The sequence below is a fragment of the Pseudomonas sp. 10S4 genome (assembly GCF_034344865.1).
Lineage (GTDB): Bacteria > Pseudomonadota > Gammaproteobacteria > Pseudomonadales > Pseudomonadaceae > Aquipseudomonas.
In genome coordinates, this window is record NZ_CP133774.1 from 3,932,882 (window position 1) to 3,948,435 (window position 15,554).

General features: G+C 55.9%; 12 protein-coding genes, 1 tRNA gene and 5 pseudogenes. 11 read left to right on the forward strand and 7 right to left on the reverse strand.

The window, feature by feature from the left end:
- The first annotated feature begins 78 nt into the window (after positions 1-78).
- The 3 genes and pseudogenes from RHM58_RS18415 to RHM58_RS18425 all read left to right on the forward strand — a co-directional run bounded on the left by RHM58_RS18415 (position 79) and on the right by RHM58_RS18425 (position 4,271).
- Positions 79-1,283 (forward strand): annotated as a pseudogene (locus RHM58_RS18415) (acetyl-CoA C-acetyltransferase).
- Between the two features lie 25 nt (positions 1,284-1,308).
- Positions 1,309-3,453 (forward strand): annotated as a pseudogene (locus RHM58_RS18420) (3-hydroxyacyl-CoA dehydrogenase NAD-binding domain-containing protein).
- Between the two features lie 95 nt (positions 3,454-3,548).
- On the forward strand, positions 3,549-4,271 hold the full coding sequence (locus tag RHM58_RS18425; protein WP_201202033.1) for an amidotransferase: 723 nt from the start codon (positions 3,549-3,551) through the stop codon (positions 4,269-4,271).
- A gap of 96 nt (positions 4,272-4,367) precedes the next feature.
- Here RHM58_RS18425 and RHM58_RS18430 read toward each other — a convergent pair whose 3' ends face one another.
- The 3 genes and pseudogenes from RHM58_RS18430 to RHM58_RS18440 all read right to left on the reverse strand — a co-directional run bounded on the left by RHM58_RS18430 (position 4,368) and on the right by RHM58_RS18440 (position 7,110).
- Positions 4,368-5,339 carry a magnesium and cobalt transport protein CorA gene (locus tag RHM58_RS18430; protein WP_201255938.1) on the reverse strand — a complete coding sequence of 324 codons (972 nt, stop codon included), beginning with the start codon at positions 5,337-5,339 and terminating at the stop codon, positions 4,368-4,370.
- A 146-nt stretch (positions 5,340-5,485) separates the two neighbouring features.
- A complete protein-coding gene (locus RHM58_RS18435) occupies positions 5,486-6,208 on the reverse strand; it encodes a 1-acylglycerol-3-phosphate O-acyltransferase (protein ID WP_322267842.1) in 723 nt (240 codons plus the stop codon).
- A gap of 213 nt (positions 6,209-6,421) precedes the next feature.
- Positions 6,422-7,110 (reverse strand): annotated as a pseudogene (locus RHM58_RS18440) (crotonase/enoyl-CoA hydratase family protein).
- Positions 7,111-7,418: 308 nt separating this feature from the next.
- On the opposite strand from RHM58_RS18440, the gene RHM58_RS18445 reads away from it, so the two are divergent.
- Positions 7,419-7,508 (forward strand) — tRNA-Ser (locus RHM58_RS18445).
- A gap of 346 nt (positions 7,509-7,854) precedes the next feature.
- Here RHM58_RS18445 and RHM58_RS18450 read toward each other — a convergent pair.
- Both RHM58_RS18450 and RHM58_RS18455 read right to left on the reverse strand, forming a co-directional pair.
- Positions 7,855-8,154 (reverse strand): hypothetical protein, encoded by a 300-nt coding sequence (locus tag RHM58_RS18450; RefSeq protein ID WP_322267843.1) that lies wholly within the window; start codon positions 8,152-8,154, stop codon positions 7,855-7,857.
- 537 nt (positions 8,155-8,691) lie between these two features.
- Complete coding sequence (locus RHM58_RS18455) at positions 8,692-8,961, reverse strand: short-chain dehydrogenase (protein ID WP_201255936.1); 270 nt, start codon at positions 8,959-8,961, stop codon at positions 8,692-8,694.
- A gap of 262 nt (positions 8,962-9,223) precedes the next feature.
- On the opposite strand from RHM58_RS18455, the pseudogene RHM58_RS18460 reads away from it, so the two are divergent.
- Together RHM58_RS18460 and RHM58_RS18465 are read left to right on the forward strand one after the other, a co-directional pair.
- Positions 9,224-10,531, forward strand: a pseudogene (locus RHM58_RS18460) (serine hydrolase domain-containing protein).
- Positions 10,532-10,556: 25 nt separating this feature from the next.
- Positions 10,557-10,887 (forward strand): annotated as a pseudogene (locus RHM58_RS18465) (YbjQ family protein).
- A 29-nt stretch (positions 10,888-10,916) separates the two neighbouring features.
- On the opposite strand, the gene RHM58_RS18470 reads toward RHM58_RS18465, so the two are convergent.
- On the reverse strand, positions 10,917-11,624 hold the full coding sequence (locus RHM58_RS18470; protein WP_322267844.1) for a hypothetical protein: 708 nt from the start codon (positions 11,622-11,624) through the stop codon (positions 10,917-10,919).
- Between the two features lie 257 nt (positions 11,625-11,881).
- On the opposite strand from RHM58_RS18470, the gene RHM58_RS18475 reads away from it, so the two are divergent.
- The 5 genes from RHM58_RS18475 to RHM58_RS18495 all read left to right on the forward strand — a co-directional run bounded on the left by RHM58_RS18475 (position 11,882) and on the right by RHM58_RS18495 (position 13,969).
- Positions 11,882-12,070 carry a hypothetical protein gene (locus RHM58_RS18475; protein ID WP_242486290.1) on the forward strand — a complete coding sequence of 63 codons (189 nt, stop codon included), beginning with the start codon at positions 11,882-11,884 and terminating at the stop codon, positions 12,068-12,070.
- Positions 12,071-12,394: 324 nt separating this feature from the next.
- Positions 12,395-12,766: a bacteriocin gene (locus RHM58_RS18480; RefSeq protein WP_201196239.1), complete on the forward strand. Its 372-nt coding sequence runs from the start codon at positions 12,395-12,397 to the stop codon at positions 12,764-12,766.
- A gap of 154 nt (positions 12,767-12,920) precedes the next feature.
- Positions 12,921-13,364: a hypothetical protein gene (locus tag RHM58_RS18485; protein ID WP_201255934.1), complete on the forward strand. Its 444-nt coding sequence runs from the start codon at positions 12,921-12,923 to the stop codon at positions 13,362-13,364.
- A gap of 127 nt (positions 13,365-13,491) precedes the next feature.
- Positions 13,492-13,647 (forward strand): hypothetical protein, encoded by a 156-nt coding sequence (locus RHM58_RS18490; protein WP_201255933.1) that lies wholly within the window; start codon positions 13,492-13,494, stop codon positions 13,645-13,647.
- Between the two features lie 97 nt (positions 13,648-13,744).
- Complete coding sequence (locus tag RHM58_RS18495; protein ID WP_322267845.1) at positions 13,745-13,969, forward strand: hypothetical protein; 225 nt, start codon at positions 13,745-13,747, stop codon at positions 13,967-13,969.
- 604 nt (positions 13,970-14,573) lie between these two features.
- Here RHM58_RS18495 and RHM58_RS18500 read toward each other — a convergent pair.
- On the reverse strand, positions 14,574-14,999 hold the full coding sequence (locus RHM58_RS18500; protein ID WP_322267846.1) for a DUF6896 domain-containing protein: 426 nt from the start codon (positions 14,997-14,999) through the stop codon (positions 14,574-14,576).
- Positions 15,000-15,554 lie beyond the last annotated feature (555 nt).

The following is a 15,554-nucleotide window of genomic DNA, read 5'->3' on the forward strand; positions in this document are numbered from 1 at the left end:
AATGCCGCAATCCCCTGTAGGAGCTGCCGAAGGCTGCGATCTTTTGATGTTACTCACACCATCAGGTTCGAGGACCACATGACCGAAGCTTTGATTTTCGACGCGTTACGCACGCCCCGTGGCAAAGGCAAGGCCGATGGCGCGTTGCACAGCGTCAAACCGGTGAACCTGGTGGCCGGGTTGCTGACAGCGTTGCAGCAACGCACGTCGCTCGATACCAGTCAGGTCGATGACGTGGTACTCGGCTGCGTTACGCCCATCGGCGATCAAGGCTCCGACATCGCCAAAACGGCGACCCAGGTCGCCGATTGGGACGTCAGCGTGGCCGGTGTGCAAATCAACCGCTTCTGCGCTTCGGGATTGGAGGCGGTGAACCTCGGCGCGATGAAAGTCCGTTCCGGCTTCGAGGACCTGGTGGTGGTCGGCGGCGTCGAGTCGATGTCTCGGGTGCCGATGGGCAGCGACGGCGGCGCCTGGGCGCTGGACCCGGAAACCAACCTGCACAGCCACTTCACCCCCAAGGCGTGGGCGCCGACCTGATCGCCACGATGGAAGGCTTCAGCCGTCAGGACGTCGATGCCTACGCGCTGCATTCCCAGCAAAAAGCCGCGCGGGCCAGGGCGGACGGTTCGTTCAACAAGTCGCTGGTGCCGGTGCAGGACCAGAACGGCATCATCTTGCTCGATCACGATGAATTCATCCGCGCCGAATCGACAATGGAAGGTTTGGGCAAGCTCAAGCCGAGCTTCGAGATGATGGGGCAAATGGGCTTCGACGCCACTGCGCTGCGGGTCTACAGCCACGTGGAGCGAATCAACCACGTTCACACGCCGGGCAACAGCTCCGGGATCGTCGACGGTGCGGCGCTGATGTTGATCGGTTCCGAAGCCAAGGGGCGGGCGCTGGGCTTGCAGCCACGGGCGCGGATCGTCGCCACGGCGGTCACCAGTACCGACCCGACCATCATGCTCACCGGCCCGGCGCCGGCCACTCGCAAAGCCTTGGCCAAGGCCGGGTTGCGGGTCGAAGACATCGATCTGTTTGAGGTCAACGAAGCCTTTGCCTCGGTGGTGCTGAAGTTCATCAAGGACATGGCGATTGACCCGGACAAGGTCAACGTCAACGGCGGCTCGATCGCCATGGGGCACCCGTTGGGCGCCACCGGGTGCGCGATCCTCGGCACCCTGCTCGATGAACTGGAAACCCGGCGCCTGCGCTATGGCCTCGCGACGCTGTGTGTCGGCGGCGGCATGGGCATTGCCACCATCATCGAACGCCTCTGAGCCCTGACTTCAAGGAAAAAGTGACATGACCGAAGCCATTCGTTACGAAAAAGGTCAGGACCCAGATCGTCGTCCTGACCATCGACATGCCGGGCCAGAGCGCCAACACCATGAACGCGGTGTACCGCGAAGCCATGGCCGCCCGCGTCGCCCAATTGGTTGCCGAAAAGGACAGCATCGCCGGCGTCATCATCACCTCGGCCAAGAAGACTTTCTTTGCCGGTGGCGATCTCAATGAACTGATCAAGGTCGGCAAACCCGAAGCCAAAGCCTTCTACGACATGGTGCTCACGCTGAAAGGGCAACTGCGCACCCTGGAAACCCTTGGCAAACCGGTGGTCGCCGCGATCAACGGTGCGGCGCTGGGCGGCGGTTGGGAAATCTGCCTGGCTTGCCATCACCGCGTGGCGCTGGACAACCCGTCGGTGCAACTCGGCTTGCCGGAAGTCACCCTCGGTTTGTTGCCGGGCGGCGGCGGGGTGGTGCGCATGGTCCGCATGCTGGGCCTGGAAAAAGCCTTGCCGTACTTGCTTGAAGGTAAGAAGGTCCGGCCGCAACAGGCGTTGCTGGCGGGTTTGATCGATGAGCTGGCGGCGGATCACGATGAACTGCTGGCCAAGGCGCGGGCGAGGATTCTGGCCAACCCGAGCGTTGTGCAGCGTTGGGACGTGAAGGGTTATCAGATCCCCGGTGGCACGCCGTCGAACCCGAAAGTCGCGCAGATGCTGGCCATCGCGCCGTCGATCCTGCGCACTAAAACCCAGGGCACGATGCCGGCGCCGGAGAAAATCCTTTGCGCGGCGGTGGAGGGTGCCCAGGTGGATTTCGACACGGCGCACCTTATTGAAACCCGTTACTTCACGGAGTTGACCACCGGCCAGGTGTCGAAGAACCTGATTGGTACGTTCTGGTTTCAGCTCAATGAGATCAATGCCGGTGGTTCGCGGCCGCAGGGGTTTGCGCCTTACGTGACTCATCGCGTGGGTGTGCTCGGCGCGGGGATGATGGGCGCAGGCATCGCCTTTGTCAGCGCCTCGGCTGGTATCGACGTGGTGCTCAAGGACATTAATCTTGCGGCAGCAGAGAAGGGCAAGGCGCACTCGGCGGCGTTGCTGGACAAGAAAGTTTCCCGTGGCCAACTGAGCGCTGAGCAGCGAGACGCCGTGCTGGCGCGGATTCAGCCCACGGAAAGCGATGCCGATCTGGCCGGTTGCGACCTGATCATCGAGGCCGTGTTCGAAGATCGCGAACTGAAAGCCAAGGTCTCGTCAGCAGCACAAAAGTCGTTGGCCCGGACGCGGTGATCGCCTCCAACACCTCGACCCTGCCGATCAGCGGCCTGGCCACTGCAGTGCCGGACCAGACGAAGTTCATCGGTCTGCATTTCTTCAGCCCCGTGGAAAAAATGCCCCTGGTGGAAATCATCAAAGGCGCGAACACCAGCGACGAAACCCTGGCCCGTGGTTTCGATTTCGTCCTGCAAATCAAGAAAACCCCGATTGTGGTCAACGACAGTCGTGGCTTCTTCACGTCGCGGGTGTTTGGCACCTTCACCAATGAAGGCATCGCCATGCTCGGCGAAGGCGTGAGCGCGCCGATGATCGAGACCGAAGCGCGCAAGGCCGGGATGCCGGTCGGACCTCTGGCGATCTCCGACGAAGTTTCCCTCAGCCTCATGAGCCATATCCGCCAGCAAACGGCCAAAGACCTGCAAGCAGAAGGGAAACCGCTGATTGAGCACCCGGCCTTTGCCGTGATTGACTTGCTGCTCAACGAATACAAACGTCCGGGCAAGGCCGCTGGAGGTGGTTTCTACGATTACCCGGCCGGAGGGCAGAAACATCTTTGGCCTCAGCTGAAAAACCGTTTCGAGAAGGCCGACGGGCAGATTTCGCCGAAGGATGTACGTGATCGCCTGCTGTTCGTGCAAGCCATCGAAACCGTGCGCTGCGTGGAGGAGGGCGTGCTGACCTCGACGGCGGACGCCAACGTTGGCTCGATCTTCGGCATCGGCTTCGCGGCCTGGACCGGCGGCGCGCTGCAATTCATCAACCAATATGGCGTGAAAGATTTTGTCGCACGCGCCCAGTATCTGGCCGAGCAATATGGCGAGCGCTTCGCTCCACCGGCGCTGCTGCTGGACAAAGCGGCCAAAGGGGAGGCGTTCTAAGGGACCAGTGACGCATTCCGGGGCTTGCCTTGCCACCGTGTTTCAAGGCAGGCTCTGGGGTGTGCATTATTCCCATCACGTGTCAGGTATTTTTTATGTCGTTACGCATCTGCATTCTGGAAACCGACATCCTGCGTCCAGAACTGGTCGATCAATATCAGGGTTACGGGCAGATGTTCCAGCGCCTGTTTTCGCAGCAACCCATCGCTGCCGAGTTCACCGTCTACAACGTGATGCAGGGCGACTACCCCAGCGATGAGCTGACCTTCGACGCCTACCTGGTCACCGGCAGCAAGGCTGATTCCTTCGGCACCGACCCGTGGATTGAAACCCTCAAGACTTACTTGCTGACTCGCTATGAGCGCGGCGACAAACTGCTGGGCGTGTGCTTCGGCCATCAACTGCTGGCGCTGCTGCTCGGCGGCAAGAGCGAGCGAGCGAGCCAGGGGTGGGGCGTTGGCATCCATAACTACAAACTCGCCGCGAAGGCGCCGTGGATGAGCCCGGTGATGGAAGAACTGACACTGCTGATCAGCCACCAGGATCAAGTCACGGTGCTGCCGGAAAACGCCACGGTGATTGCCTCGAGCGATTTCTGCCCGTTTGCCGCGTATCACATCAACGATCAGGTGCTGTGCTTCCAGGGGCATCCGGAGTTCATTCACGACTACTCACGGGCGTTGCTGGAGATTCGCCAGCAGCATTTGGGTGAGCAGGTTTATTCCAAGGGTGTGGCGAGCCTTGAGCATGCGCATCATGGCGCTACGGTTGCGGAGTGGATGATGCGGTTTGTGGCGCATAAGCCTGAGACGGTTTGAGGCTAAAAGCTTCGCGGGCAAGCCTCGCTCCTACGGATCACGCTGACCAGTAGGAGCGAGGCTTGCCCGCGAATCGCACAGACGACTCGGTCTTGACTACAACCACCCGGACTTCTTGAAACTCGCCCACAAAGCCACGCAACCCACGGTGATGAAACTCAGCACCGCGAAATACCCGTAATGCCAACTCAATTCCGGCATGTTCTGAAAGTTCATCCCATAAATCCCGGCCACCGCCGTCGGAAACGCCAGAATTGCTGCCCACGCCGCAAACTTGCGCTGCACCACGCTTTGGCGTGCAGCCTCCAGCAACACCCCGACCTCAATCGTCTGGCTGGCGATATCCGCCAGGGTCGTCAGGTCTTCCATCTGCCGCGTGACGTGGATCTGCACATCACGGAAGTACGGCCGCATGTTCTTGTCGATAAACGGGAAGCTCAGCTTCTGCAGCTCTTCACCGATCTCCACCATTGGCGCCGCATATCGGCGCAAGCGCAGCACGTCGCGGCGCAGGCTGTGGAGATTCTGGATGTCACGCTCATTCAGCGCGCTGCACAGCACGTTGCGCTCCAGCTCATCGATCTCGGCGTGAATCGCTTCGCCCACCGGCTGGTAGTTTTCGATGACGAAGTCGAGGATGGCATAGAGTACGAAATCTTCCCCGTGCTCCAACAACAACGGACGCGCCTCACAGCGTTGGCGGACATGGGCGTAGGACGCCGAATGACCGTTGCGCGCGGTGATGATGTAACCCTTGCCGGCAAAGATGTGAGTCTCGATGAACTCCAGTTTGCCTTCATGGCGGATCGGCGAGTACGTGACAATAAACAGTGCATCACCGAAGGTTTCCAGCTTCGGTCGGCTGTGTTTTTCCAGGGCATCTTCGATGGCCAGTTCATGCAGGTTGAACTGGCGTTGCAGGTTGGTCAGCTCCTCGGCGTTGGGCTCTTCGAGGCCAATCCAGACAAAGTGTCCGGTCTTGGCCGCCCAGGCGGCGCCTTCGTCGAGAGTGATATTGGTGATTTTTTTACCGGCGCTGTAAACCGCAGCAGCAACAACTCTACCCATGATGGTGGTTCACTTCTTATTAGCAGATGGCAGTGGCAGGCAGCGATCAGCTTAGCCTTGTCTGCTGCTTGAGAGTCAGTGAAATCTTAAGAGTTCGCTGGCACGAGGTCGCAGGCAAAAGAAAACCCGCACAGGGCGGGTTTCGTTTAAGCGGCTTGCAGTTGTCGATCCATCGAGGCGATGCATTCGCGCATCTGTTCTCGGCATTGGGCGATCAGCAGAGGCATGTCGTCCATGCTTAACCCTGCGGTCGGAATCGCCGGCAGCGAACGAATCAGAATTTTCCCACTGCTCCAGCGGTTCAATCGCATGTGTTTGACGTAACTGCTGACACACACCGGTACGATCGGCACCCCGGCCGCAATCGCCATCTGGAACGCGCCTTTCTTGAACGGCAGCAACTCTTCGCCGAGGTTACGCGTGCCTTCCGGGAACACCCAGATCGAGGTGTCTTCATGCTGCAAGGTGTGCGTGGTGGTCAGCATCGACTGGCGCGCCTTGTGCGCATTGCCGCGGTCGATCAACACATTACCCGCCAGCCAGAACAACTGACCGAACAGCGGCACCCACTTCAGGCTCTTCTTGCCGATGCACACGGTGCGGTGGGGCACGACGTTGCCGAACACAAACAGATCATAGTTGGACTGGTGATTGGCGATGATCACGCAGCTCTCGGGTTTGTCCATCAACGGCCCGACATCGGTCTTCACCCGCAGACGCAAAATACACATCGCCGGCCAGGCATACAGGCGCGCGCATAAACGGCTGTTGTCCGGGTTGAACGGTCGGCACAGACCGAGGATCACCCCCGCCACACCGGCCAGAATAAAGTGCAGGCCCATCAATGACATACGAAACACAAACAGCATTTACAGGCCCCACCGGGACAAAAGGTGGCGCAGTGTACGGATGTGCACTGTTTTCGGCAATTGCCGCTATAGAGGCGGGAGATAGGCGATGTTTAAGCGCATGTTTCCGACTTGAGTGTCAGACACGGCCTAGAGCGGTTGCAGGCTTTTCAACAGAGCACGTACGAAAAGCCCGACACGAGGGCCGGGCTTTTCGTTGTAGCGGGCCGGAGCTTAGCCCAAGTGTTCCTGATCCTGGATGATCGCGTTGTCCAGCGTCTCCAGCAGCGCTTGGCGCACTTTCAGCTTGGTGTTCTTGTGCGCGGTCATGTTGATCTTCTTCAACTGACGCGCCGCGGCCAGTGCTGCACCTTGCAGCTCCTCGGCCGAGACCACCACATCGAGGAACCCGGCCGCAATCGCGCTCTGCGGATTAAACATCTCGCCATTGATCACCGAACGATGCAGCGCCGCGTTGCTCAGGCGATCACGCGCCAGTTCGATCCCGGCGTGGTGCATGGTCATACCGATCTGCACTTCATTCAGACCAATGCTGAACGGACCGTCGACACCAATGCGGTAATCCGCCGACAACAACAGGAATGCACCCTTGGCCACCGCATGCCCAGGGCACGCCACGATCACCGGGAACGGGTGCGACAACAAGCGGCGGGCCAGTGTCGAACCAGCCGTCACCAGCGCCACGGCTTCTTTAGGCCCGGCCGTCATCACCTTCAAGTCATAACCGCCCGACAGAATCCCCGGCGTACCGGTAATGATCACCACCGCACGATCAGTCACCGCCTGATCCAGCGCAGCATTAAACGCCGCAATCACGTCCGGGAAATGGCGTTTACCTTGCCATTGCTCAACGTCAGGGTCGCGATACCGTCTTCGAGGTTGTAGGAAACTAACTCACTCATGACGCTATTCCTTGTATGAAAGTTGAGGCAGACGTTACCCACCGCCGTAGGCCAGGTAAAGCGCCGTGACTGACCCGCCAGTCACCCTTTTCCCGTCGGACAAGCGTAGCCGGCCGCACTGGCCGTGCATTCCCCTCTATATAGAAGAGGGCACGACGCCGGAGATTGGCAGGTTTGCCATGGCCCGGAACCCGCCGGAACGACTAAATCGCTAAGCGCATGAAAATTCTGAAAAAAATATTTGCCATCGGAAAAGCTTTCGACTACATTAGCGCGCCTCGACAGACAGAACTTGTTTGAAGAGATACGGTGAAGTGTCCGAGTGGCTTAAGGAGCACGCCTGGAAAGTGTGTATACAAGAAATTGTATCGAGAGTTCGAATCTCTCCTTCACCGCCACATTAAGTAAACACAAACCCCTGATTTTCCTAGAGAAAGTCGGGGGTTTGTGGTTTTTGGCGTCTGGAAAAAAGCGATGTGGGACCAATACGGAACCACGGAAGGTTTTCTGGCTTAGAAAGGAGGCCCACGCTTTCGACCGCGTTGCTAGACTGCCGGCGAACGAGCCGGAGCCGATTCAGACGCGGATGACTCAGTTGAATAATTGGATAAGAGAGGAAGTTTTACGGCTCAAACCTTATGAGCTTAATACAATAGCTAGCAGCATCTGAACTGATCCAAGCCGCCGTTGTTGGCGGCTTTGTCGGTAGATTTCCTGCATGATTGCCGGGAGTCAATACGGGTTTTACTGTTGGCCGTTCTTTAGATCAATTAGCTTTTCACCAGCAGAGCTTGAGGTTGAGGGAAGCTCTGATAGTTCCACATAAGCCCCATTTTTCCCATAGGTCAAGTATTTGCTTGAACTTTCATTGCCTGTGTTCTCAAAGATGACTTGAGCACCTTGTGCGGAAATGCTTACCCAGCGAGGGCGGTTTCTTTCCGCGAAATCGATCCGTTCTATTTTTCCGTCCCCTGAGTTGAAATAGAACAGGACCCCTTGCAGGAAGTTCGAAGTGAATTCACCTGAAATCACAAGCACGTTCATATTTTTTCCGTCGGAAACGCACTGCCATTGAATTCCGCTTCCTCGAGACTCATTTGAACCGTTATAGATGAATTTTGTTTGTTGGGCATAACGGACTTTATAGACAAAAGAGTCTTCAATCGGAGAAAAGCGTAGCAATGAAATTGTATTTTTCTGTCCCGCTAATTCACAGGTGATAGGGGGCTTAGCTGAGCTGCGAATGTCGAAATACTAAAAAATGCTAGTCCAAATCCGAGTATAAAATTTTTCATTTGACCATATCCCTCAAAAGTTGCATTGAGTTGGGAGCGACACGAAGCTTGTCCGCACATCCTTTGATCTTGCGGTAGTAAACACCGTTCTGACTGCCACGATAATCTTTGTAAGCTTCAACAACCGGCTCTGACTCACCCTTGTGGATATGTCGCTGTATAAGGATTTCAGTTGAGTTACCCTCTCAGGTCGTTCCCGGGTAAAAGGCTATAGAGCTAGTAAGGTTGTTGCGCAGTAAGCGTCTGAGTTAAATAAAATGGGCGACCAAGTGGTCGCCCATTTTTATCACCCCGGCATCTTATCCAGCCGACGCCCAATCACATCCAGCACATCGCACCCATCCCTCAAAGGAATAGAGCAAAGCAGCGCGAAGTCGCTGAGGATGACTGAGTCGCTGATGATTTCACCACGCATTGCGAGGTTTTCCAGGACTTGGGTGACGGCTCTGATTCGATAGCCAGCAGCGTCTAGCAGGATATGCAAAGGTTTGGTGGTATCGACGAACAGGGTGGGTTGATCGTCGGCGTTGCTGGTGAGGGCCATGTATTGATTCATGAGTGAAGCTCCATTTGATTTGGAAAAGTTCCTTCAAATGTCATCAGGTCGCCAAACCTGGCCGCCGTTGAGCGACGTTCAAACTATAAGTGTCCGCGGCCAAAAGCAGCAATACACAACCAAGCTGATGCTTCCGAACGTTTTGTAGGACTCGGCCCCAATACCAGTACGAACTTTTCAATCCCCCCGAAAAACCTGGCTTTGAGACGAATCCCATCCCGCCTGTTATAGACCGCCAATCCCCTCGAACGGAATCGACACTATGGCTTTCCACCGCATAGCGCTGCTGATGTGCTTCATGTCATCACTCGCCACCGCTGCCAGCACCACAACTTTTCCCGACGCTGCCGCCAGTGACCCCGCCAAGCTCGGCTGGATGATCGGTTCACCACCACCCGCTGATCGCACCGTTCGTTTCGAAGACGGCAGCTACTTCCAGTTCCCGGCCATGCGCTGGAGCGTCTCGAACTTCCGCCAACTGATGCCGACGACCAACGTCTCACGCGGGCTTGGCGCGCCGGTGCCCTTGGAATCGTCGCTGCGCAAAGATATCGATGCCGTCAGTTTCACCCCGCTCGGCGCAAAGACGCCGATGACTTGGGACCAATCCCTCGCGGCCACTTACACCGACGGCATCGTGGTGATGCACAAGGGCAAGATTGTCTACGAACGCTACTTCGGCGTACTGACGCCGGAAGGCCAGCATGCGGCGATGTCGGTGACGAAGTCGGTGGTCGGTACGCTCGGGGCGATGCTGGTGGCGGAAGGTCGGATCGATGCGAACAAGCCTGTCGCCGATTACGTCCCTGAGCTGGCGACTTCGGCATTTGGCAGCGCCACGGTGCGTCAGGTGCTCGACATGACCACAGGCCTCAAATACAGCGAAGACTACGCAGACCCGAATGCCGAGGTCTGGTCCCACGCCAAGGCTGGCAGTCCGCTGCCCAAGCCAAAGGACTACACAGGTCCGCGAACTTACTACGAGTTTTTACAGACGGTTCAACTGCAAGGCGAGCATGGCAGCGCGTTCAGCTACAAAACCGTCAACACCGACGTACTGGGTTGGATCATCGCCCGGGCCAGCGGTCGCAACGTCGCGTAGTTGTTATCGGAGCGGATCTGGAGCCGTTTGGGCGCCGAGCAGGATGCTTATTTCACCGTGGACTCCATCGGTACGCCATTTGCCGGCGGCGGTTGAACATGGGGCTGCGGGACCTGGCCCGGTTTGGCGAGATGTTGCGCAATGACGGCAAATTCAACGACCAGCAGATCGTACCGAAAGCGGTGGTGGACGACATTCGTCGCGGTGGCGATAAACAGGCTTTCGCCAAAGCAGGCTATGAGTTGTTGAAGGGCTGGAGCTATCGGTCGATGTGGTGGGTGACGAACAAGGAGGGCGGGGCGTTCATGGCGCGCGGGGTGCATGGGCAACGGATCTATGTCGACCCGAAGGCCGAGATGGTGATCGTGCGGTATGTCGTCGCATCCGGTGGCCAGTAACTCGGCTAACGATCCGGTGACGTTACCGGCGTTCGAGGCGTTGGCTGAGCATTTGTCAAAGTTGCCTTGAGTACATTTATGAAGAAGGAAACCCAATGATCACCACCACAACCCACACCATCGAAGGCCGCCAAATCACCGCCTACCTGGACATTGTCAGCGCCGAGTCGGTGCAGGGCGTCAACGTTATCCGCGACATGTTCGCCGGGATGCGGGATTTTTTGGGGGCGCTCTCAGACGCTGGAGCGAGCATTGAAAGAGGCGCGTATTCAGGCGACCGACGAGATCAAGGAGCGCGCTCAGGCGTTGCAGGCAGATGCGGTGGTGGGGCTCGATTTCGAGACCAGCATGCCGGCGGGCAAGGGCGGGATGGTGGTGGTGTTTGTGACCGGGACGGCGGTCAAGTTGAGGTGCCTCGGCCCGTGACGCTTTGCACACGGGCCCTGCCGGTCTAATCAGAAGGGGTGCGGAGCGCGTTCGCCTTTGGTCATCACCTGTTGGGCGAAGAAGTTGCCCATGTTGCTCTTGCCCGACTTTTGATACGTATACATCTGGCCGAGATCGACGGTTTTTTCAAAGTTGTTCATGTTCAGCACGAAGCCGCCAGTGCCCTGGTATTCCTTGTCTTCCTTCACATAGTCGAATGAGCTTTGTGCAAATTCGTTGGCGGCGTCTTTCAAGGAGTCGGAGCGGTTCATGTAGTCGGTGAGGCGTGCAAGGTCGTCGGCGTTTATTGAGCCAGAGAGTGAGGTGGCCTTTAGATTGCCTTGTGGATCAACGGTGAAGCCGAAGTCCTGTTCTTCAAGCGCCGGATCGATGTTTTTCAGATCGTCCAGAAACTGCATGTAGTTCGTCTTGAGGCTGTCATTGGCTGCAATCAGTCGACTTTCAGCCGCCGGAAAGTTTGCGGTCGGCGAGGTACTGCCGATCCAGGTGATGACAGCATCTATGACCTGCCCGGGCTCTGTTGGTTGAGACGGCGACGGGTTGCTGGGGTGGTAAATGACCCCATCCGAGTCCGGGTTGGCTTCACGCCATTTTCTGGCTGCCTCTTTCATGGCCTCGGTGGTCGCGGTAGGCGGGGTCGCGGTGAGGACTTTGTCGGATATCGTCAGATCTTTAGATGACGGGACAATGGTGGAGGTCGATAGATTGATATTCACGGCTCTTTCCTTGAGATTTTTCAAATGACAACAGTGCAGCGGCGTTGAATTGAAATTCTTGATAGGGGAAGGGGGCTGGAAACCAGCTAATAAGTAATAAAATGTTTCAGCTTCGACACAAAGCCATTCGTCGGCCTTTGGGTCATGTGAATCACAAGTCCAGTAATGACCGGCTAGTCTCACAAGCCTTGGTGGTCGATATTTTTCAGGCAAAAAGGGCTTGCCGGTATTGACCCTGTTTTGAAAGGGGCGAAGAAATGGCTGATCCGTATATCGAAGACGACGGGGCTGAGTTTCCAATCAACAATTGTGTGCAGTGTGGCCAGACCGAGTACGTGGCTGGCTTTGGCGAGGATCAGGTCGAGACGGACAAGATCAAATCGACGGCCCCTCGAGGGCCGAAATCGAAATTTCTGCCCAAAGTCGCAGCGCCTTCCAGGAAGTAATCGCTGACAAAACAAACCCCGCGCAATCGAGCGGGGTTTTTCATTTTTGGCGGTCAGGTTTCTGGGAAATGTCCTACATACGAATCGCGCTTTTCTTTCACAATCTTTTCACAACGCCCTACGTAGTCTCAGCTCATCCGTTAGAAAGCAATACTCCAGCCCGTCTCCCCAGCGGGCTTTTTTTGCCTGCGATAAAACCTTTTCCATAAACGTGGTCCAACCGACGCCCACAGCGATGTCGAGCTCATTTGTGTCTGGACTTTGCCATCTCTAAAGCATTCAATCTCGGCCCTTTCGTTCTCCCCCTTTTTTGAGGTTTTCGTCATGCGTTTAACACTGCCCGCCCTGGTTCTGGGGCTTCTGGTTACTCAAGGTGCGATGGCTGCCGGTCAAGGTACTGCCGCGCTCGGTGGTGGTCTGGGTGGCGCGCTGGGTAATGTGGTCGGTCAGAAAATGGGCGGCAGCACCGGCGCAGCGATTGGTGCTGGCGTAGCGGGCGCAGCAGGCAGTGCCATCGCGGCACCGAAAGGCAGCCGTACCAAAGCAGCCATTGGCGGTGGCGTCGGCGCGGCTGGCGGTTCGGTTATCGGCAACAGTCTGGGCGGCAAGACCGGTGCAACCATCGGCGCTGGCCTGGGCGGCGCAGCGGGCGGCGCGGTAGGTACCAACCTGTCGAAAGGTCACAAGCGTCACTGATCCTGATTGGTCAGCGCAAAAAGCCCGGCTTGATGCCGGGCTTTTTCGTTTGTGAACGAATCTCCCCGCATGAGCCTCCAATCTCATATAACCGGGCGCACCTTTCATTTGAATGCGCTCTATTCCCGAGTTCGGAAATTTTGAGGTTCATATCATGCGTTTGACATTGTCTACGTTGGTTTTTGGACTTCTGGTCGCTCAGGGCGCAATGGCTGCCGGCGATGGCACCGCGGCGGTCGGCGGTGGTCTGGGTGGCGCGCTGGGTAATGTGGTCGGCCAGCAAATGGGCGGCAGCACCGGTGCAGCCATCGGCGCAGGAGTCGGCGGCGCGGCGGGCGGTGCCGTCGGCGCACGCAAGGGCAGTCGCACAGAAGCGGCGGTGGGCGGTGGTGTCGGGGCGGCGGGCGGCTCGGTGGTCGGCCATAGTCTGGGCGGCTCCACCGGTTCGACAATTGGCGCAGGCCTGGGTGGCGCGGCGGGTGGCGCGGTCGGTAACAATTTGGGTAGCGACGGCCGCAGTTCTCATTCCGGCGGCCGCGATAAACACAACAACAGGTACAAGCACGACAACAGGTACAAGCACCACAAAGGTCACTGATTCGATATCGTGACAGCAGAAACCCGGCCAAGCGCCGGGTTTTTCGTATCTGTGGGTAGGGCGCTGGAACGTTTGGTTGTAGGACGCCTCGAACTTCATACACTCCCTGAACTATGTGAGGCGTGCCATGACGCTTGAAACCGAAGACGACTCAGACGAACTCAACGATCCGGGTAATGAAGACCCAGGTTCGTTGATGGACGATGCGACGGTACCGCTTAACGATGCCGATGATGCCGGAGACGTGGGTAATACCGAGAATGAAGAGGAAGACGAAGATTGATCACGTGCCGACCGATCGTCTCTCGGACCGAACGCTTGGATAGCCACTTCCTCGAACTATCAAGGGCCTGCTTTTCAGGCCCTTCGAGAGGTGCTTTATGAACGCAGACCCGAAAGTCGCCGACGTCGACGAAACGCCTGAATATCCGCTGCCTTCTCCTACTGACTCGCTGAGTCGTGACCAGCGTCCGCCAGACGATGAGGATGACGCGGGAGTGGAGCAGGTTGCGGAGGATGATGTGAAGCAGGGTGATGGTGATGTTGAGGCGAGTCCTGATGATCCGGATATTGCGGGGGAGGATGGGTCGGGGGAGCCGAGTTGAAGGCATATAGGGGTTGAACCGCTCGACCCCTAGCACCCCATGCTAGTGCGCTAACGAAGCGAGCCAGCGCCTATTGAATTCTCGTTGTTGCTCAATGTCGTTTGTGATGTCTGTATCCTCATAGTCGAAGATGTTGACGATATCTTCCTGTTCGGCGGGTTTTCCCATGCTGACTTCATACGCTACTACTCCACCAGCCATCTGAGAACTCATGCGCGAGGGGTGGACGTTAAGCTTAGCGCCTTTACATAGAAATTTTATATCCGGAAAGTCAGCCCTCAACATCCCTAGACAAACATAAAGATCAGAAGCTGCATATGTTTTTTTAAGCCGCTCTGCATTGTGAAAGTTAGCACGAGTTTTTGTCGGTCACATTCGATCTTGGCTGTCTCAGTGAGTTTGTCTTTATTTATAGATATTTCTATTTCTATTGTCTTCAAAGCTGTTTTCCGTACATGTTTTGGTTGTGGAATAACCATTGTAATGTAAATAGATCTGTCCCGTTTTGGATGCGCTTAACTTACACCGCGTACTCTTTGACTTTTCACGGCTTTCCATTGGTGACGGTTGAGCCATTTTTATAGCGGTTTAGCCGGGATTTTTATTAAACAAATCTGTTCCCTTTAACTACATAAAGCCCATCTGATGGCGATATTTTTTCAAGCTTGCCCATCTCAATATATTCTTCGAAATCGGATTTTATCACTTGCATGTCAGTGTGTTTTTCGTATTGGTGCGGTAGCTCGCACGCAAGCAAATATAGTCGCCAAACATCAAAGCCGTCAGTTCTTCCGTTCGGGCCATAGTCGAAATCTATGCATGCTTCTGGTAGATAAACAGCACAGCCAACGCCATGTAACTCATATGTTATGTTGTCAATAATTGTTCCGCACCGTTCTATTTTTTTTGTGTGCCAGAGCCTCAAAATGCATCGTGTACCAAATTTTTCCTGGAGTAATACAGCGGCCTTTTCTACTTTCGAAAGGAAATCGACGATTAGCTTTTCGAGGAGTTCATTTTTGTAGCTCATCTTCTCCGATGCTCCAGTCTGTCGTGCCAAACGTTATTCGCGGATTCTAAAATCTCATCGAGATTGTTCAGGTTTCCTTCGTGTTCCTTAATGTCGGTCACAAACTTTATTATCACGCTAATGTAAATAAATCTGTCCCCCAATTGGGCGCAAGGTTCCAATTATTCATTCTTCCGAAATATCTGATGCAACCCAGCGTAAAAAGAAGTCTCTCTGCACCTCGGGATCATTCGTCAGGTTGTTTTCCTCGTAGTCAAAAATATTTACGATGTCGCTTCTAATGCATATTTTCCAAGCGTGAGTTCATATGCTTTAACTCCCAGGAGACATCTGTGAAGACATACTGGAAGGGTGGACGTTTACTTTTGCGCCCTTACATAGAAATGTTACGTCGCAATGTTCCTTTCTGATGTGACCAAGGCATTCGTAGAAATCATCCCCCGAATAAGTTTTACTGTGTCCACCCTCCAAAGTGAAGTTGATCGTCAGCATTTCAGTGTTGCAGAGAAGTTTGGCAACTTGGCGTCTGCCGTCTTTGATAATAATAAGCTCTAC